This is a genomic window from Streptomyces sp. NPDC000410, from assembly GCF_040300305.1.
GTDB lineage: Bacteria > Actinomycetota > Actinomycetes > Streptomycetales > Streptomycetaceae > Streptomyces.
In genome coordinates this window covers 11,805-30,419 of record NZ_JBEPDM010000028.1, presented here as the reverse complement: position 1 = coordinate 30,419, position 18,615 = coordinate 11,805, and the positions used below count along the sequence as shown (strand labels likewise).

The window sequence follows — 18,615 nt, the reverse complement described above, 5'->3', positions numbered from 1 at the left end:
CCAATGAGACGGCAAGTCAAGGTATTTCGCGAGACTTCACCCACACGGGTGCGGCGCAGGATGCACGAGACCCCCGGCACGGCAGCCGGGGGCCACAGACGCGTGTCGCGGACCGTATGTCTCGAAGCGTCACGCCTTGTTGAGCGACGCCCAGAACTCGTCGAAAGTCAGCAGGCCGTCGCCGTTGCCGTCCTTGGACTTGATGACGGCCTCGGCGACCGTCTCGGTCACGTTGAAGTCGCCCAGCTGCGCCATGACGCTCTTGAGCTCGGCGGCCGAAATCAGCCCGTCGCCGTTCACGTCGTACTTCTCAAAAGCCTTGCGCGCCGACTCGATGTCCGCCACTGGACCCACCCCTTCATGGTGCGTTACTGATGGAGGCCAGATTATCGGCGGCGCTCGGCGACACGCCGCCCGGGGCCGTGCGCGACCATGGACTGATGAGCGAGGAGCTGGCACGGATCCTGGCGGAGGCGGCCCACGGACGGTTCCCGCCACCGGACGGTACGACCACGATCGTGCCGCAGCCGGGCCCCCGGGACGCCGGCGTGCTGGCCTTCACCGCGCATTCGGTGGTCTTCACCGACGAGGACCCCGAGTGGATACGGGCCACGCTGGCGGCCACGTCGAGCGATCCGCTCGCCGCCAGCATGAACCCCGGCTTCCTCAGCGCGCTGATGGCCAGAACCGGACGGTCCATGAACACCATCGACCTGCTGACCGTCGCGGACGCCCGGCCGGGTCGGACCGAGCTGCCGCTGCGCGAGATGGAGGACCCGGACCACCCACGGGTGGCCCGTGCGCTCGCGTTCCGGGAGGACGTACGGGTCTGGGCCGCCGACGGCGGCGTCCTGATCCTGGGCCGCGGGGTCGCGGGCCGCTGGGAGGCGGCGATAGAGGTGGACCTGGCGGCACGCGGCGCGGGCCTCGGGGTGGAGCTCGCGATCGCCGCACGTCATCTGGTGCCGGACGCGTTCGTCTGGGCGCAGCAGTCGCCGGGGAACGCCCGCAGCGTGCGGACGTTCCAGCAGGCGGGGTTCCGTCCGGTCGGCTCCGAGGCCCTGCTGCTTGCGGGCTGAATTAGATCAGCGCTCAAAAGGAAAAGCGTTCAACTACTTTAGCCCCCCAAAGCGTCGATTCTGCGCCGCGCAACGCCGTAATTTCGCCAAACCCTACCCCCCGGTTCGTCACTCTCCGATGTCGGGCGATAACTTCATGGCGTCGCCGCCACACCAGGAGCACAGGGCTCCCAGGGACAAGCGGCGCAAGGGCGATGGCACCAGTGACGATCACAAAGGACCCCGGCCGATGACCGCCGAGCAGCTCGACTTCCCGCTCTCCCGGCGCGGTGATGTGCTGCCCGCCGAATGCTCCTGGCTGCGCGAGAAGCAGCCGGTGGCGCGGATCCGCACCCTCACCGGTGACGACGCCTGGCTGGTGAGCAGTCACGCGCTGGCCAGACAGGTCCTGGAGGACGACCGTTTCAGCCTCAAGGACACCGCCACCCCTGGTGCGCCCCGCCAGTACGCCCTGACGATCCCGCCCGAGGTCGTCACCAGCATGGGCCACGTCAACAGCCCCGCGCTGGGCGACGCCGTGCGCAAGGCGCTCAACCCGCTGGCCGGCGGGACCGCTCTGCGGGACTTCCTGCACGCCAAGGCCGACGAGCTCGTCGACGCGATGCTCAGCGAGGGCCCGCCGATGAATCTGCGCGACGCCTTCACCGACCCGTTCTCGGCGGCGCTGCAGTGCAAGGTCATCGGCGTGCCGTTCGACGACTGGCGCCGACTGATGGCGGGGCTGGACATCGCGTTCATGACCAGCGCCGACTCCTTCGACGGCGCGAGCCTCAACTGGTACAAGGACCTCGCCTACATGGTGGAGCAGCTCAACGCTCCCGAGGCGCAGCGCTCCGGGCTGCTGGCCGAACTCGCCGCGCTGCGCGAGGATCCCGAGTCGGCCCATCTGAGCGACGACACACTGGCCTCGGTCGCTGTCTCGCTGTTCGGCTCCGGAGCGGTCTCCACATCGGCGTTCCTGGCGCACGCGGTCCTCGCGCTGCTCCAGCGGCCGGAGTTGATCGGCTATCTGCGCGACCATCCGGAACGGATGGGCCCGGCCGTGGACGAGCTGCTCCGCTGGAACCTGTCGATCGGCGACGGTCTGCCCCGGCTCGCCATGGAGGACGTCCAGCTCGGCGATGTGCTGGTCCGCAAGGGCGAGTTGGTGCTGGTGCTGGTGGAGGCCGCCAACTTCGATCCGGAGGTCTTCGACGACCCCCAGCAGCTCGATCTGGAGCGCGAGCACAACCCGCATCTGTCCTTCGGCGGCGGCCGCCACGGCTGCCCGGCCTCGGCGCTGGGGCGGGCACACGCGGAGATCGCCCTGGACACGCTGGTGCGCAGGCTGCCGGAACTCCGGCTCGCCGTCCCGGCGGAGCAGCTCGTATGGCGTACGGGCTTCATGAAACGCCTGCCGGAACGGCTCCCGGTCCTCTGGTGAGCCGGATCCTCGGGTGTTGTCGGTCAGCAGTCGGAGCGCCACGACGGGGTCGGGGTGATCCTCCCGACCTCGACGCGGCGGCCTGCCGTGGATCTTCACTCGTTGGCGGTCGCGTCCTCGCGGCGCACCTTTCACGACCGGAACGAGTCACCGCCAATAGTCGATGAATCAATCACTCTGACCCATATTTATTCACGGTTTGCCAGGTAGGTGGCTCACTTCACCTTTGATTCACCTTCCCCCTGGGGCGATAGGGGAGGTTACGACGGTAATGCCTGTTTTGCCATGCGCCCCCCGTATGTCATAGTCGGGGTCACGACCCCCATTGACCCGGGCCAGGTCGTCCAGCGCGGCCATGGATCACACCCCCTTGTCCATGGCCGCACACAGGAAGCCCCCTTGGTGCCGTACCACGGCCGCAGGGGGCTTCGGTGCGTTCCGGGGTCAGCGGTCGGAGACCCGCATCTCGAACCACGTGGTCTTGCCGCGCGGCAGCAGATCGACCCCCCAGCGGTCGGAGAGCTTGTCCACCAGAAAGAGGCCGCGGCCACTCGTGTCCATCTCATGGACGGGCATGAGACACGGCAGTCCGCGCGAGGGGTCACGCACCTCGATACGGATCCAGCCGCGCCGGCGCAGCATCCGCAGCCCGAAGACCCGCGCTCCGGTGTGGCGCACCGCGTTGCCGACGAGCTCGGAGACGAGCAGGATCGCGTGCTCGGCGACCTGCGGGGAGAGGGACCACTGGCGCAGCACCACGCACTGGGTCAGTCTGCGGGCGGTGGCGGCGGATTCGGGACGGGAGGGCAGCCGGACCTCGTCCTCCGTCGGATTCCCGAACAACTCGATCGCCTTGAGCGCCTGTTCGTCCTCGACGGCCGGCATCCACCGAGCGGCGGTCGCGCTGCCGCGCTGCCGCGGTTGTTCCATACCTTCCAGCCCCGCCATGCCCCCATCATGGCCGCCCGGAGCATCTCGTGTGGCCGTTCCGGAACAATCGGTGTCCCGGAATGGGTTATTCCGGGACACCGGCTTGGCATATGACTGTGGCAGCATGGAGGCTCTCATACCCCACCCGACCTGCGCCGACACAGCGCTTACGGGTGATGACCAAGAGCGGCGAGTTCCGTCGCCTTATGGTTCTCTTAAGGCACGTTTAAGACGCCTGCCGAGTTGACGCCACAGCAATTTGCTCCCTGTTGAGGCGAATTCAGAGGAACTTCGCCTTACCCGGGCCCTCCTCGACAAAACTGCGCATACCGCGCTCGCGGTCCTCCGTGGCGAACAGGCCCGCGAACCAGTTCCGCTCGATGGCGAGCCCGGTCTCGATGTCCGTCTCCAGACCCGCGTCGATGGACTCCTTGGCCGCGCGCAGCGCCAGCGCCGGGCCCTGGGCCAGCTTCGCCGCCCAGGCGTGCGCCTGCTCGTACACCTCGGCGGCCGGTACGACACGGTCGACCAGACCGAGCGCCAGCGCCTCGTCGGCCTTCACCATGCGGCCGGTGAAGATGAGGTCCTTGGCCTTGGACGGCCCGACCAGCCGGGACAGCCGCTGGGTGCCGCCCGCGCCGGGGATCAGGCCGAGCAGGATCTCGGGCTGGCCCAGCTTGGCGTTGTCGGCCGCGATCCGGAAGTCGGCGCAGAGCGCCAGCTCGCAGCCGCCGCCGAGCGCGTAGCCGGTGACGGCCGCGACGACGGGCTTGGGGATACGGGCGACGGCGGTGAACGAGTCCTGCAGGGCCCGGGACCGTACGACCATCGCCGCGTGGTCCATGGTCTGCATTTCCTTGATGTCCGCGCCCGCCGCGAACACCTTCTCTCCGCCGTACAGGATCACCGCCCGCACGTCGTCCCGGCGGGCCGCCTCCTCGGCGAGCTCACGCAGCCGGTCCTGGACGGCGATGTCGAGGGCGTTCATCGGGGGACGGTCGAGTCGGATGGTGCCGACGCCTTCGGAGACTTCGAGAGAAACGGTCATGGGGGAAGGTTAGTCGGCGGGGGTCCGGGGGTGTCCCCCGGGAAAGCGCAGCACGGGAACGGGCCCGGTGCTGTTGGGGGTTTGGGGGTATCCCCCAAAATGTCCAGCACAGCACCGGGCCCGTACGGGGGACGAGTTACTTCGTCCACTCCGCCCAGGACATGTTCCAGCCGTTCAGCCCGTTCTCCGGGGCGATCTGCTTGTCCTTCGAGTTCTTCACGATCACGACGTCGCCGATGATCGAGTTGTTGTACAGCCACGCCGCCGGCGTACCGCTGTCGTACGCGCCGCGCACATCCCGCAGGCCCACGCAGCCGTGGCTGACGTTCGACGAGCCGAACGTCCCGGACGAGGCCCAGTAGTTGCCGTGGATGAAGGTGCCCGACGTGGACAGGCGCATCGCGTGGGGCACGTCCTTGATGTCGTACTCTCCGCCGAAGCCGACGGTGGCGCCGTTCATCCGGGTCACCTTGTACTTCTCGCTGATGACCATCTGGCCGTTGTACGTCGTCGTCGACGGCGCGCCCGCGGTGATCGGGATGCTCTTGATCTGCTTGCCGTCGCGCACGACCTTCATCGTGTGCTCACCGGCGTCCACGGTGGAGACCTGGCTGCGGCCGATGGTGAACTTCACCGTCTTGACCTGCTTGCCGTACACACCGGGCCGGCCCTCGACACCGTCGAGGTTGAGCTTCACCGTCACCTTGGTGCCCGCGGCCCAGTACTTCTCCGGGCGGAAGTCGAGACGGTCGTTGCCGAACCAGTGGCCCTCGATCGGGACCGACGGCTCGGCGGTCACCTTGATGGCCTTCTCGACGGCGTCGGGGTCGGTGATGCCCCGGGTGAAGTTGATGGACACCGGCATGCCGACACCGACGGTGGAACCGTCCTCGGGCGTGTAGTGGCCGATGAAGGTGTTCTTCGGGACCAGTGTGGTGAAGCTGGACGCCTTCGCCGACTCACGGCCTTCGGCGTCCTTCGCGATCGCGTGCACCTTGTACTTGGTGGAGGCGGCGAGGTGCTGCGCCGGCTCCCAGCCGGTGCCGTCCGCGGCGATCTTGCCCTCGATCGCGTTGCCCTTGTCGTCCTTGACCGTGACGGTGGTCAGCTTGCCCTTGGCCGCCGTCACCTTGAGCACGCCGCTGGTCGCGACCGAGTCCGCGCCGTCCTTGGGCGCGATGGTCACGACCGCCTGCGACGCGGCGTTCGCGGCGGTGCCACCGCCCTGCTTGCCCTTGCCCCCGGCGCCCTGGCCGGCGGATTCCCCTCCTCCGCCGCCGCACGCCGTGGCCAGCAGCAGCAAAGCCCCCATGGCCAGGGCCGGCAGAGCGGTACGACGACCGCGTCCGCGGCACGTCCGGACCGATGCCCCCGATATCGGCTGCCCGTTCAAGATGTGTTTCTCCCCTCGCACGGCCTGGCTACGCCACGGCCCGCACCCCCACGCGCTCCTCCGCGCGCATGGCGATAGATAATCACACCGCGAGCTGTGGAAAGTTCCCGCAGATGTCACCGTTTAGTTCCAACATGTCCAGGACCGGCGGCGGCCATGCAGCTCAACGAGGGGTGGACGGGGAGTCAGCCCAGTGCGGACCCGGCCCTCCACTCGTCCCAGGTCATGTTCCAGCCGCTCAGACCGTTCCAGGGATCGACCACGCGGTCGGGGGAATTGACCACTTCCACCACATCTCCGACCAGGGTCCGGTCGAAGAACCAGCCCGCCGGGGACTCCCCGCTGCCGCCCTGCTCGTCCCGGAGCCCGATGCAGCCGTGGCTGACGTTCGTCCTGCCGAAGGTCTTCAACGGCGCCCAGTAGTTCCCGTGCAGGAAGGTGCCCGACGTGGTGAGCCGGATCGCGTGCGGCACGTCCTTGATGTCGTACTCGCTCTTCCCCGTCTTCTTGTTCGTGAAGCCGACCGTCGCGCCGTTCATCCGGGTCACTTCGAGCATCTCGCTGACGACCATCCTGCCGTTGTACGTCGTCGTCTTCTTCGCCCCCGCCGTGATCGGCAGGGTCACCAGCAGCTTGCCGTCGCGGCGTACCTCCATCGTCTTCCTCTCCGCGTCGACCGTGGAGATCTGCTCGCGGCCCACGGTGAAGCCGATGGTCTTGTCCTGGATCCCGAACACCCCGGGCGCGCCCTCCACATCACGCAGCCGCAGATCGACGGTGACCTCGGTGCCCGGCTTCCAGTACTCGCGCGGCCGGAAGTCGAGCCGCTGGGCGTCGAACCAGTGTCCGACGACGTCCACCGGAGGGTCGGCGGTGACGCTGATGCCGCGCTGCACCGCCTCGCGGTGCTCGACCGGCCGGCTGAAGGTGAAGGACACGATCATGCCGGTACCGACGGTGGCGCGGTTCTCCGGATTGAAGTAGCCGATGAAACGGCGCTCGGGGACGAGGGTGGTGAACGTGGTGTGCCGGGCGGAGCGGCGCCCGTGGGCGTCGAGGGCCACCGCGTCGACGCGGTACTTCGCGGCGAGCGCGAGACGGCTGCCGCGCTCGGGACGCCAGCTCAGCCCGTCCGCGGAGAGCGTGCCCGGTACGACGGTCGCCTGCGCGTCCTCGATCCGGGCCACTTTGACCCGCTCCAGGCGCCCGTTCGGCACCTTCACCTCCACCATGCCGTCCGCCGCGACGCCCTTCGCCCCGTCCTCGGGGGTGATGCGGATCGTCTCCGCGGGCGACGGCGAGGGCGAGGGCGGCTTGCCGCCCTCACCCGGTCCGCCGCCGCTGCAGCCGGTCAGCCCGGCCATCAGTCCTGCCCATACCAGGGCGACGGCCACAGCGGCCCTCGTCCGCCTCACCACGTTGCTCACAGGGTCCACCTCGTGGGATCGCAGAGACACAGCACGTCCCGCCCAACGAACGGCACCCTCCTGGGGAAACCATCCGGGGAAACGTGAGTGCGGGTCATGTTGGGAGTAGCACAGCGCGGGCAGAACAGGTGGGAGGACCACGCGTCGGGGTCCGCGGCCGGGACGCCGCGGGCCCGCCCGTCCGCGCCCGCGCGTGACGGCGTCTACGTGACGGTGACGGTGTGGCTGTGTGACGCCCGAGAGCCGCGGAGGCGAGAACGTGTCGAGCGCAGCGGAGCAGGAGGCAGTGCCAGGCGGCCGCCCGGCCGCGCCACCGGACGAAAGGGCGGACACCCGGCCGGCCGGCTCTCCCCCGGCCGGGGCGAACGGACATGCCCTCGTGGAGACCCGGGCGCGGACCCGTGCGCGTACGCCGATCGTGTGGCCGGGCGCGCCGACACCGCTGGGCGCCCGGTTCCGGGTCGGCCCCGACGGGGTGGCGGGCACCAACTTCGCGCTGTGGGCGGGCGGTGCCGAGGGCGTCGAGCTGTGCCTGTTCGACGGGAGCGGGGCGGAGACGCGGCTTCCGCTGACCGAGCTGACCCACGAGATCTGGCACGGCTTCGTGCCGGGCGTGGGGCCGGGGCAGCGCTACGGATTCCGGGTGCACGGCCGCTGGGACCCGTGGACGGGGGCCCGCTGGAATCCGGCGAAGCTCCTCCTCGACCCGTACGCGCGCGCGGTCGACGGGGACTTCCGGCTGCCCGCGGAGGTGTACGGGCACGTCCGCGACTGGCCGCAGCAGCATGTCGCCGACACCGTGCGCGACGACCGTGACTCGGCTCCTTACGTCCCCAAGGGCGTCGTCGTGCACGACGACGCGCCGGACGACGAGTGGGAGGACGACCGCCGGCCCAAGACTCCCTGGGCCGACTCGGTCATCTACGAACTGCACGTGCGCGGCTTCACCAGGCTGCACCCGGACATCCCCGAGGAGCTGCGCGGGACGTACGCGGGCCTCGCGCATCCGGCCGCGATCGGCCATCTCGTACGCCTCGGGGTGACGGCGGTCGAGTTGCTGCCCGTGCACCAGTTCGCGCACGAGGACCATCTGCTGCGGCGCGGGCTGAAGAACTACTGGGGCTACAACTCGATCGGCTATTTCGCGCCGCACGCCGCCTACAGCGCCTCGGGCACGGGAGGGCAGCAGGTCGGCGAGTTCAAGCGGATGGTGCGGGCGCTGCACGCGGCGGGCATCGAGGTCATCCTCGACGTGGTCTACAACCACACCGCCGAGGCGGGCGAGCTGGGCCCGACCCTCAGTCTCAAGGGCATCGACAACCGCGGCTACTACCGCCTCCAGGCCGACGCCCGCCGGTACGCCGACTACACCGGCTGCGGCAACACCCTGCACGTCGTCCAGCCCCATGTGCTCCGGCTGATCACCGACTCGCTGCGGTACTGGGTCACCGAGATGGGCGTCGACGGCTTCCGCTTCGACCTCGCCGCCGCGCTCGCCCGGTCGATGCACGACGTCGACATGCTGTCCCCGTTCCTCGCGGTGATCGCCCAGGACCCGGTGCTGCGCCGGGTGAAGCTGATCGCCGAACCGTGGGACGTGGGCAGCGGCGGCTACCAGGTCGGGGCCTTCCCGCCGCTGTGGACCGAGTGGAACGACCGGTACCGGGACGCCGTACGGGACTTCTGGCGGGGCGCGCTGCCCGACGTACGCGACCTCGGCTACCGGCTGTCCGGCTCCAGCGATCTGTACGCGTGGGGCGGGCGGCGGCCGTACGCCTCGGTCAACTTCATCACCGCGCACGACGGCTTCACCCTGCGCGACCTGGTCAGTTACGAGCGCAAGCACAACGAGGCGAACGGCGAGGGCAACCGGGACGGGACGAACGACAACCGGGCGTGGAACTGCGGCGCCGAGGGGGAGACGGACGATCCGGGGATCAACGCGCTGCGCCGTCGGCAGATCCGCAATCTGCTCACCACGCTCCTGCTGTCCACCGGGGTGCCGATGCTGGTCGCGGGGGACGAGATGGGCCGTACGCAGCACGGCAACAACAACGCGTACTGCCAGGACAACGAGATCGGCTGGCTCGACTGGTCGCTGCGTGACCAGCCCGGCGCCGACGGGCTGCTGGCGCTGACCTCCCGGCTGCTCGCGCTGCGCGGCAGCCACCCGGTGCTGCGCCGCCGCGCGTTCTTCTCCGGCCGCCCGCAGGCCGCGGACGGGCTGCGGGACCTGGCCTGGTTCACCCCGCGCGGCACGGAGATGACCGACGAGGACTGGTACGCGCCGGCGGCGACGCTCGCGCTGTACCTCTCCGGCCGGGACATCCCGGGCCGGGACGCGCGCGGGGCGCAGGTGACGGACGACAGCTTCCTGACCGTGCTGCACGCGGGGGACCGTCCGCTGGAGTTCCGGCTGCCCGGTCCGCCGTGGGCGGAGGCGTACGAACTGGTCGTGGACACCTCCGAGGAGGACCAGTCCGCCGCGCCGGGCACCGTCCACCGGGGAGGCGGGACGGTGACGGTGCCGGCGCGGTCGGTGCTGTTGCTGCGGGTCAGCGGCTGACGGAGGCCTCGGCCTCCATCGGGCTGGTGGCCGCCCCGGCCGAAACCCGGTGGGCGGTGTCAGTGGTGAACCGTACGCTCGGTCCTGATGTCTACCACCGACGCAACCACCGAGCACCGGTCCGCCGTGCGTTCGCTGCTACGGCTGTGGCCCTACGTACGGCCCGTGCGCGCCCGCCTGTTCGCCGCGGCGGTCGTCGCGATCGTCGCGTCCTGTCTGAGTCTGGTGATCCCGCTCGTCCTCAAGTGGATGGTGGACGGCCCGGTCGCGGCGGGGGACACCGGCGGGGTGTGGCTGGGGGCGCTGTATCTGCTGCTGCTCGGGGTCGCGGAGGCGGTGCTGTTCGGGTTCCGCCGCTGGCTGGTGGCGCGGCCGCTGGCCGGGGTGGAGGCGGCGATGCGGGCGGATCTGTTCCGGCATCTGCAGCGGCTGCCGGTGGCGTTCCACGACCGGTGGGCGTCGGGGCAGTTGCTGTCGCGCGGCACGACGGATCTGATGCTGGTGCGGTTGTTCCTGGCGTTCCCGTTGACGTTCCTGCTGGTCAACGGGGTGACGATAGTGATCGGTTCGGCGATATTGCTGGTGCAGGACTGGACTCTGGGGTTGCTTCTGCTGGCGCCCGCCGTCCCGCTGATGTTCGTCTGCTCGGTCTTCGAGGCGCGGTACGCAGCTGTCGCGCGCAGCGCTCAGGACCAGGTCGGGGATCTGACGACGGTGGTCGAGGAGAGCGTCCTCGGCATCCGGATCACCAAGGGCTTCGGCCGGCACCGCAGTCAGCAGGCCGCCTTCCGTGAGCTGGCCCGGCGGCTGCGCGGCACGGAGCTGGTCAAGGCGCGGCTGCTGGCGGGTATCTGGGCCGTCATCATGATCGTCCCCGAGCTGGCGATCGGCGCGGCACTGGTGCTCGGCACGGTTCAGGTCGCGGACGGGGACCTGTCGGCGGGCACGCTCGTCGCCTTTCTGTCGACGGCCCTGGCGCTGCGGTGGCCGGTGGAGTCGATCGGCTTCCTGCTGGCGCTGAGCCAGGAGGCGGCGACGGCGACGGACCGGTACTTCGAGGTGATGGACGCGGCGGCGGAGACCGGGGAGGAGGGCGCGCCCTCCTCCCGTGCCACCGCGGGCGGGGGCGGCGGGCTGCGCTTCGAAGCGGTCGAGTTCCGGTATCCCGACGCGGACGAGGGGTCCGTACCCGTCCTGCGGCACATCGATCTGCACGTGCGGCCGGGCGAGACGATGGCCCTCGTCGGCGCGACCGGATCCGGGAAGACCACGCTCACCGCGCTGGTGCCACGGCTGTACGAGGTGACCGGCGGGCGCATCACGCTGGACGGACAGGACATCACCGCACTGCCGCGCGCGCGGCTGCGGGAGCTCGTCTCCATGGCCTTCGAGGAGCCGACGCTCTTCTCGGCGAGCGTCGGCGAGAACGTCCTGATGGGGGACGCGGGCGCCGGGGAGGAGGAGTTGCGGCGGGCGCTCGGCGTGGCGCAGGCCGGATTCGTCCACGCGCTGCCGCAAGGCGTCCACACCCAGGTCGGCGAGCAGGGCCTGAGCCTCTCCGGCGGCCAGCGCCAGCGGCTCGCGCTCGCCCGCGCCGTCGTGGGGCGGCCGCGGTTCCTCGTGCTCGACGATCCGCTGTCCGCGCTCGACGTGCACACGGAGGCGCTGGTGGAGGCCGCCCTGCGCCGGGTCCTGCGCGACACCACGGCCCTCGTCGTGGCCCACCGCCCGTCCACGGTGCTGCTCGCCGACCGGGTGGCCCTGCTGTCCGACGGCCGTATCACCGCCGTCGGCACCCATCACGAACTGCTGCGTGACCACGCCGAGTACGCCCGCCTGATGTCGGGCGCGGACCGCGGAGGATCCCGATGACCTCATCGACGGCCAGGCCGCCGTACGCCGACGACGAGGACGACGACGCCCGGGACCGGGGCCAGGACCGGGGCCAGGACCGGGGCCAGGACCGGAGCCAAGGCCAGGGCCAGAACCCGGAGGAGACGGTCGGCCCCGACAAGGCCGGCGACGCGGTCGAGCGCGACGAGCGGGACGCCGTCGAGCGGGACGAGCTGGAGGTGGCCGAGGGGGCCACCGGGGCGTTGCTCCGGTCGTTGCTCGCGCCCCGGCGGGCCCGGGTCGTGTTCGCCGCGGTGCTGCTGTTGTTGCAGCAGGGCGCCGCGCAGGCCGGGCCGTTGCTCGTGGCGTACGCCATCGACAGCGGCGTGCCCGCACTGCGGCGCGGCGACCATGGGCCGCTCGTCGCGCTCGGGGTCGCGTACGCGCTGTGTGCCCTCGGCACCGGACTGTTCCAGTACGGCTTCGTCCGGGCCGCCGCCCGCGTCAACCAGGACGTGCTGCTCGATCTGCGCGGGCGGATCTTCCGGCACGGCCAGGCCCTGAGCGTGGACTTCCACGAGCGGTACACCTCCGGACGGCTGATATCCCGCTCCACCACCGACGTCGAGTCGCTGCGCGAGCTGCTCAGCGAGGGGCTCCAGGAGCTGCTCGGTGTCGTGCTCGCGTTCGCGTACATATCGGCGATGCTGCTCTGGCTGGACCTGGGCCTGGGCACCGTGGCCGTGCTCAGCTTCGTACCGCTGTATCTGCTGGTACGGCTCTACCAGCGGCGCGCCGCCGTCGTGTTCGCCGAGCGGTCCACCGCGATCGCGTCCGTCATCGTGAAGTTCGCCGAGACGATGAACGGCATCAGGCCGGTACGCGCCTTCCGCCGCGAGCACGCGAACGACGAGCGCTTCCGTACGCTCAACGAACGGCACGCGCGCAGCAACGGCGACGCGCTGCTGGAGATGGCCCGCTACGTCGTCGGCTCCCGGCTGGTCGCCAACACCGCGGTCGCCGGGATGGTGCTGTGGGGCGCGTACCGGGTGACGGAGGGGTCCCTCGCCCTCGGGGTGCTGGCAGCGGCCGTGCTGTATCTGCGACGGCTCTACGACCCGATCGACCGGCTCGGGATGTTCCTCAACTCCTACCAGTCGGCGGCCGCGTCCCTGGAGAAGATCGCCGGTCTGCTGGCGCAGACGCCGTCCGTACCGGAGCCCGGCGAGCCGCGGGTGCTGCCCGCGCGCCGCGGGTCCCGGCCCGGCCGGGAAGTCGTCTTCGAGGACGTACGGTTCGGCTACCGCACCGGTGGCGAGGTGCTGCCGCGCTTCGCGCTGACGATCCCCGCCGGCCAGACCGTCGCGGTCGTCGGCTCGACCGGCGCGGGCAAGTCCACGCTCGCCAAGCTGCTGGCCCGCTTCTACGACCCCACCGACGGCCGGGTCCTCCTCGACGGTGTCGATCTGCGCGAGCTGGCCACGCCCGAACTGCGGCGCGGGGTGGTGATGGTGACCCAGGAGGCGTTCCTGTTCTCCGGGACCGTCGCGGAGAACATCGCGATCGGCCGTCCCGACGCCACCCGTGCGGAGATCGAGCAGGCGGCGAAGGCGATCGGCGCGCACGACTTCATCGCCGGTCTGCCGGAGGGCTACGACACGGACGTACGCAAACGGGGCGGGCGGATCTCGGCCGGGCAGCGCCAGCTCGTCGCGTTCGCGCGGGCCCTGCTCGCCGACCCGGCGGTCCTGATACTCGACGAGGCGACCAGCTCGCTGGACATCCCGGGCGAGCGGGCGGTGCAGCAGGCGATGGACACGGTGCTGCGCGGCCGTACGGCGGTGGTGATCGCCCACCGGCTGTCGACCGTGGAGATCGCGGACCGGGTGCTGGTCATGGAACACGGCCGGATCGTGGAGGACGGCACCCCGGCCGAACTCGTCGGCGGGACGGGCCGGTTCGCCGGGCTGCACCGGGCGTGGCGGGACAGCCTGGTCTGAAGCCCGCCCGCCATCCGCCCGCCCGCCCCTGCGCCCGCCCGTCCGGCCGCTGGTCAGCCGCTGTGCTGGAAGCCTTCGCCGGCGCGGTCGAGCGGGTCGGGGGGCAGGGAGAGGAAGTGGAACCGCAGCGCGTCCCAGGCGGCGAGGCGGGCGAAGTCCGGGGTGTTCCGGATCTCCTGGTGGTCGGTGAGGAACGGGTTGGGCAGCAGGACGGTCATCATCTGTTCGTCGCGGCCGTTGAACAGACGCAGGCCCCAGCTGACGGGGGCGCCGTCCAAGCCGATGCTGCGGTACAGCTCGGCGCGGGAGCAGCGGCGGATGCGGCCGAGTTCGGGCCCGGACGCGGTGTGCTCGCCGATGCAGAGGTGGAAGTGCCAGGTGCCGAAGTCGACAGTGGCGTAGCCGTCGTTCATGGTGATGGTCGGGGCGCAGGGGGCGCCGACCTCCCAGGCGGCGCCTTCGATGATGGGCCCGAAGTTGATGTGCCGCCAGTGGTCGGTGAAGACGGTGGTGATCAGGTCGAGAAGGGTGTCCTCGTCGGTTGGCAGGGACCAGACATGCTGGATGCCGCCGCTCTCGGTCGTGACGACGGCCGGATCTGAGGTGCTCATGCGGATCGCTCCTTCTGGTTCAGGACGCAGTCGCCGCAGGTGCCCGCGCCGGGGACGCGGTAGTAGAGACAGCAGCTGCGGCGTCGGAAGGTGATGTTTCCGTGGCCGTCGGCGTCGAGGGCGCCGGCGCCGACGAGTGCTTCGCGGCCGAGGAGGTCGCGGACGAGCGGGACAGTGGCATACGGGGCCTGCGGCGCACGGGCGAGCAGGACGCGCAGGGTGCCGATGAGGGCGGAGGCCGCGTTGCCGCGAAGGATCCGTGGGGACAGCCCGCAGAGGCGGTGGACGGCCTCGTCGAACGGACGCAGGTTCCGTACGACGACGGCGTCGTGGAGCGCGTCGGCGGGGCTCGCGGTCAGCGCGCGCGGTGCGGGCAGCCACAGGGCGACGGGGCCGGAGGGCGCCGGGCGCCACCACAGCTGTGCGGGGCTCAGGTCGGGTACGTGTCCGGTGAGTGCGGCGGAGGCGAGGGCGACCGACCAGAGCCGGGACGCGGTGCCGAGGTGCAGCGTGGAGGCCGCCACGCGCAGCTGGTCGGTGCCGATCCGGCGCCCCACGTCCCGGACGTACGCCCGCAGGGCTCCGGCGTCGCCGTACAGCTCGGTGAGAGGCCGGAACCCGTCGGAATGCCCGTCGCCGGGACGCTCGCCGCATTCGACGGCGAAGTACGGGCCGATGGCCGCGAGCCGCTCCAGGGTGCCGGCTGTCGGGTTCACCATGTGCGTACCGTCCGGGTCAGCTCGTGGAAGGACCGGGGCGCGGCGACGGCGTCGCCGGCCCCGCGCAGTGTCAGCTTGCCCTCTTCGTCGGCGCTCACCTGGGCATCCTCACCCGGTGTCGGGTGCCGGGCGGCCAGGCCCTCCCGGGCCAGGGCGCGTTCCAGCAGGGGCCGCAGGGCCGGCGGGGCGTCCACGGTGAGGGTGGCGCGGGCGGCCCGGCGCAGGCCGAAGCTCCCCGAAAGCGGGTCGAAGGCCAGGTGGTCGGCGTCGAAGGCCGCGGCGACGGCTCCATCGCGGATCAGGTCCTCGGGGGCGCCGGTGTGCACCCGGGCGCAGCGGTCCACCAGCCAGACCGCGTCGGCGACGCGCAGCGCCAGTTCCAGGTCGTGGGTGCTGACGACGACCGTGAGGCCCTTGTCCCGGGTGAGGTCGCGCAGCAGCACGGTGAGGGCCACGCGCGAGGGCACGTCCAGGAAGGCGGTCGGCTCGTCGAGCAGGACGACGTCGGGCTCCTGGGCGAGCGCCCGTGCCGTGAGCACCCGCTGGCGTTCGCCGTCGGACAGTTCGGCGGCCGGGCGGTCCGCGAGGTGGGCGGCGCCGACCGCCTCCAGGGCCCACTGGACGGCACTGCGGTCGGCCTCGGTCAGGCGTCCCGTGAAGCCGGTGTGGGGATGGCGGCCGAGGGCGACCAGTTCGCTTGCGGAGAGCAGGCCCGCGTCGACGCGGTCGGTGAGGACGACGGCGAGCCGCCGGGCGAGGGCGGCGGGGGATTCCCCGGCGATGGGCCGGCCGGCGACGCGTACGCTCCCGGCGAGCGGGGGCAGCAGGCCGCACAGGGTGCGCAGCAGGGTGGACTTGCCGGCGCCGTTGGGGCCGAGCAGTACGGTCAGTTCACCGGCGCGGGCCTCAAGATCCAGGCCCGCGAGGACCGCGCGCCGGGTGCCGCGTCCCCAGGCGGTCCGGGTCCGGTGGCCGACGGTGAGGCCGTAGGTGGCGAGTCCGCCGGGGGGTGCCGCGGTCTCGGGCGGGGCGGTCGGCGTCACGCGTACGGTCGTCCCGGTCATGGGGTCACCCCTTGCAGGCCGCGTCGGCTGCGGATCAGGAACGTGATGACGACCGGGGCTCCGAACAGCGAGGTGATCGCGTTCAGCGGGAGCACCGCGTCCATCCCGGGCGGCTGGCTGAGCAGCGCGCAGGCCAGGGCGAGGAACGCGCCCGCGAGCATCGACGCGGGCACCAGCACCCGGTGGTCGGAGGTGCCGAGCGCGACGCGGGTCAGATGCGGTACGGCCAGGCCGAGGAAGGCGACCGGGCCGCAGAACGCGGTCGCGGCGCCCGCCAGGAGTGATGTGCCGAGCAGTGCGAGGTCGCGGCTGCGCCGGACGTTCAGTCCCATCGTGCGGGCGTAGTCCTCGCCGAGCAGCAGCGCGTTCAGGCGTTTGGTGGTCAGCAGGGCGGCCGTGAGGCCGGCGCCGATCACCGGAAGCATCACCGTCAGGTCGGGCCAGGTGGTGGCGGAGAAGCTGCCCAGCCCCCACATCACGAACTGCTGGGCGCGTTCGGGCCTGGCGTACACCAGCATCACACTGACCACGGCCGTCGCGGCGGAGCCGATCATCACTCCGATGACCAGCAGGGTGACCGCCGAGCGCACCCAGCGCGACAGCAGCAGCACGAGCGCCAGCACACAGCCCGCGCCCAGCGACGCGGCCAGCACGACGCCGACGCGGCCCAGCCCGGCGAGGTCGCCGGTGAAGCTCCCGGCCACGCCTCCCGTGCTGACCACCACGGCCGCGACGCCCATGCTCGCCCCCGAACTCACCCCGAGCGAGAACGGGTCGGCCAGCGCGTTGCGGAACAGCGTCTGCATCTGCACCCCGGCCACGGCGAGCGCCGCGCCCACGGCGGTCGCGGTCAGCGCCCGGGGCAGCCGTACCTCCTCGACGATCACCGCCCACCGGGGATCGGCCCCGGCGCCGCCGGACAGGACGCGCACCACCTCGCCGACCGGCACCTGGTACGAGCCGACGGCGATCGTCAGCACGAACAGCGCCGCCGTCCCGGCCGCCAGCGTGCCGACGACGAGGAGCCGCCGGTGCCGCCCCGCGGCCGGTGGTGTCGCGACCGGTGGCGGGGCCGGTGCCGGGGCCGGGGCGGCCGGTTCGGCGGTCCGTGTGCTCACGCCCGGGGGACCTGGGCGTAGAAGGTGAAGGTGTGCCCCTCGGCCCGGTCGGGGTGGAGGATGGCGAACAGGTCCGCGAGGACGAGATCGGGCCGCAGCACGCCCCGTTCGTAGAAGTCGTTGCCGCCTCCCGGGCCCTGCGCCTTCGTGTTCGTCCAGACCTTCCCGGCCTTCATGGCGTTCAGTTCGCCGTAGCGGCGGTCCGCCTTGGTCGCGTCCGCGGTCGACTTCCACGGCTGGTCGACCAGCCAGACGGGCGCGTCGCCGCCCTTGGCGTACACGGCCTCGAAGGTCAGCTGGAGATTGCCGCTGCCCGTGTCGTCCGCCCACGGGTAGGTGCCGCCCGCGTCCTTGATCAGCCTTCCGGCGTAGCTGCCTCCGGCGGCCATGCTCCACGTGCCCTGGTACATCGTGCCCGGCAGCACCTTGACCGGCTTGCCCGCCGTGGCGGCCTTGGCGGCCTTGGCGGCGACCTTCGCGTAGTCGCTCTCGACGGTGTCGAACACCTCGCCCGCGCGCTTCTCGGCCCCGGTGAGCGCGGCCATCGCCTTGACCCATTCGGCGCGGCCCAGCGGACTGGGCTCCAGCCACTCGGCGTTGGCGACGACGGCGATGCCCGCCTGTCGCAGCTTCGGGTACTGCGGGTCGTCGGTGCCCTGGGTCATCAGGACGTCCGGTCCGGCCCCGATGACCTTCTCCGCGTCGAGCGTGTTGTCCTTGGCGTACTCCGTCACCTTGCCCGACGCGATCCGCTGACGGACCTCGGGCGAGCTGACGAACGCCCCGTTCGCCACACCGGTCAGCACGTCGAGGGTGCCGGTCTCGGTCAGCAGCGGCAGATGGGTCGTCGAGGCGGAGTACAGGCTCTTGACCGGCGTGGTGATCGTCGGGGCGCCGGCCAGATCGCCCGTCAGCTTCGGTTTCGGGGCGCCGCACTTGACCAGGACGTACGACTCGGGCTTGCCCTTGGGGTACGGCTCCTTGACCGTGAGGACCTGGTAGCTCTTCTCGTAGCGCAGGGTGAAGTTCTTCGCGTGCTCCACCGTCGATTTGACGGGGAAGTAGTCCTTGGCGGGGTCGAATCCGGAGATGCAGCCATCGGCGGCGGATCCGGAGGCGCGGGGGTCCGCCGTCGGCCGGCCACCGTCGCCGCACGCGCTGAGCGTCAGCCCCAGGGCACCGAGCAGGGCTACGGCGGCGGCTGGACAGCGGAGGGACAGGACGGGTCGTACGGGCATGGGGGTGCTCCTGGCATGCGTGAAGCGCGCGCCGCCGGGGATCCGGTCGTGATCCGCTGTGGATCCGGTCGTGATCCGGGCGCGCGGGTGGTTCCTCGGTACGGGGAGGGGCCGGGGATCGGAGGGTCGGCCGCCGCGGACTCAGTGGGCCGCGGGGCGCGGTCGG

General features: G+C 71.3%; 15 protein-coding genes. 5 read left to right on the top strand and 10 right to left on the bottom strand.

The features are described from left to right. Nucleotides 1-129 precede the first annotated feature (129 nt). A complete protein-coding gene (locus tag ABT342_RS24635; RefSeq protein ID WP_351577792.1) occupies nt 130-345 on the bottom strand; it encodes an EF-hand domain-containing protein in 216 nt (71 codons plus the stop codon). Nucleotides 346-440: 95 nt separating this feature from the next. Between ABT342_RS24635 and ABT342_RS24630 the strand changes: the two genes are divergently transcribed. Next, nucleotides 441-1,079, top strand: coding sequence for a GNAT family N-acetyltransferase (locus ABT342_RS24630; protein ID WP_351577933.1), 639 nt, complete (start codon nt 441-443; stop codon nt 1,077-1,079). Between the two features lie 229 nt (nt 1,080-1,308). Then, complete coding sequence (locus ABT342_RS24625; RefSeq protein ID WP_351577789.1) at nt 1,309-2,502, top strand: cytochrome P450; 1,194 nt, start codon at nt 1,309-1,311, stop codon at nt 2,500-2,502. A gap of 444 nt (nt 2,503-2,946) precedes the next feature. Here the strand turns inward: ABT342_RS24625 and ABT342_RS24620 are convergent, their stop codons facing one another. The 4 genes from ABT342_RS24620 to ABT342_RS24605 all read right to left on the bottom strand — a co-directional run bounded on the left by ABT342_RS24620 (nt 2,947) and on the right by ABT342_RS24605 (nt 7,300). Beyond that, nucleotides 2,947-3,450, bottom strand: a complete 504-nt coding sequence (locus ABT342_RS24620) for an ATP-binding protein (RefSeq protein WP_502965605.1) — start codon at nt 3,448-3,450, stop codon at nt 2,947-2,949. A gap of 262 nt (nt 3,451-3,712) precedes the next feature. Further along, nucleotides 3,713-4,480, bottom strand: a complete 768-nt coding sequence (locus tag ABT342_RS24615; RefSeq protein ID WP_351577784.1) for an enoyl-CoA hydratase/isomerase family protein — start codon at nt 4,478-4,480, stop codon at nt 3,713-3,715. Nucleotides 4,481-4,616: 136 nt separating this feature from the next. Further along, nucleotides 4,617-5,873, bottom strand: coding sequence for a L,D-transpeptidase (locus ABT342_RS24610; protein ID WP_351577781.1), 1,257 nt, complete (start codon nt 5,871-5,873; stop codon nt 4,617-4,619). Nucleotides 5,874-6,058: 185 nt separating this feature from the next. Next, nucleotides 6,059-7,300 carry a L,D-transpeptidase gene (locus ABT342_RS24605; protein ID WP_351577778.1) on the bottom strand — a complete coding sequence of 414 codons (1,242 nt, stop codon included), beginning with the start codon at nt 7,298-7,300 and terminating at the stop codon, nt 6,059-6,061. A 259-nt stretch (nt 7,301-7,559) separates the two neighbouring features. On the opposite strand from ABT342_RS24605, the gene glgX reads away from it, so the two are divergent. The 3 genes from glgX (at nt 7,560) to ABT342_RS24590 (ending at nt 13,699) form a co-directional block, all read left to right on the top strand. Next, complete coding sequence (gene glgX / locus ABT342_RS24600) at nt 7,560-9,866, top strand: glycogen debranching protein GlgX (protein WP_502965604.1); 2,307 nt, start codon at nt 7,560-7,562, stop codon at nt 9,864-9,866. An 87-nt stretch (nt 9,867-9,953) separates the two neighbouring features. Next, nucleotides 9,954-11,738: an ABC transporter ATP-binding protein gene (locus tag ABT342_RS24595; RefSeq protein WP_351577775.1), complete on the top strand. Its 1,785-nt coding sequence runs from the start codon at nt 9,954-9,956 to the stop codon at nt 11,736-11,738. Beyond that, on the top strand, nt 11,735-13,699 hold the full coding sequence (locus ABT342_RS24590) for an ABC transporter ATP-binding protein (RefSeq protein WP_351577772.1): 1,965 nt from the start codon (nt 11,735-11,737) through the stop codon (nt 13,697-13,699). Before ABT342_RS24595 ends, ABT342_RS24590 begins: the two co-directional genes overlap by 4 nt. A 53-nt stretch (nt 13,700-13,752) precedes the next feature. On the opposite strand, the gene ABT342_RS24585 is transcribed toward ABT342_RS24590, so the two are convergent. The 5 genes from ABT342_RS24585 to ABT342_RS24565 are packed head-to-tail and all read right to left on the bottom strand — an operon-like array spanning nt 13,753 to nt 18,449. Further along, nucleotides 13,753-14,310 carry a DUF7676 family protein gene (locus tag ABT342_RS24585; RefSeq protein ID WP_351577769.1) on the bottom strand — a complete coding sequence of 186 codons (558 nt, stop codon included), beginning with the start codon at nt 14,308-14,310 and terminating at the stop codon, nt 13,753-13,755. Further along, nucleotides 14,307-15,029, bottom strand: coding sequence for a (2Fe-2S)-binding protein (locus ABT342_RS24580; RefSeq protein ID WP_351577766.1), 723 nt, complete (start codon nt 15,027-15,029; stop codon nt 14,307-14,309). Before ABT342_RS24580 ends, ABT342_RS24585 begins: the two co-directional genes overlap by 4 nt. Further along, a complete protein-coding gene (locus ABT342_RS24575; RefSeq protein ID WP_351577763.1) occupies nt 15,023-16,093 on the bottom strand; it encodes an ABC transporter ATP-binding protein in 1,071 nt (356 codons plus the stop codon). Before ABT342_RS24575 ends, ABT342_RS24580 begins: the two co-directional genes overlap by 7 nt. After that, nucleotides 16,090-17,211, bottom strand: a complete 1,122-nt coding sequence (locus ABT342_RS24570; RefSeq protein WP_351577760.1) for a FecCD family ABC transporter permease — start codon at nt 17,209-17,211, stop codon at nt 16,090-16,092. The genes ABT342_RS24575 and ABT342_RS24570 overlap by 4 nt, the downstream gene beginning before the upstream one ends. Continuing rightward, a complete protein-coding gene (locus ABT342_RS24565) occupies nt 17,208-18,449 on the bottom strand; it encodes an ABC transporter substrate-binding protein (protein WP_351577758.1) in 1,242 nt (413 codons plus the stop codon). The genes ABT342_RS24570 and ABT342_RS24565 overlap by 4 nt, the downstream gene beginning before the upstream one ends. Between the last annotated feature and the right edge of the window lie 166 nt (nt 18,450-18,615).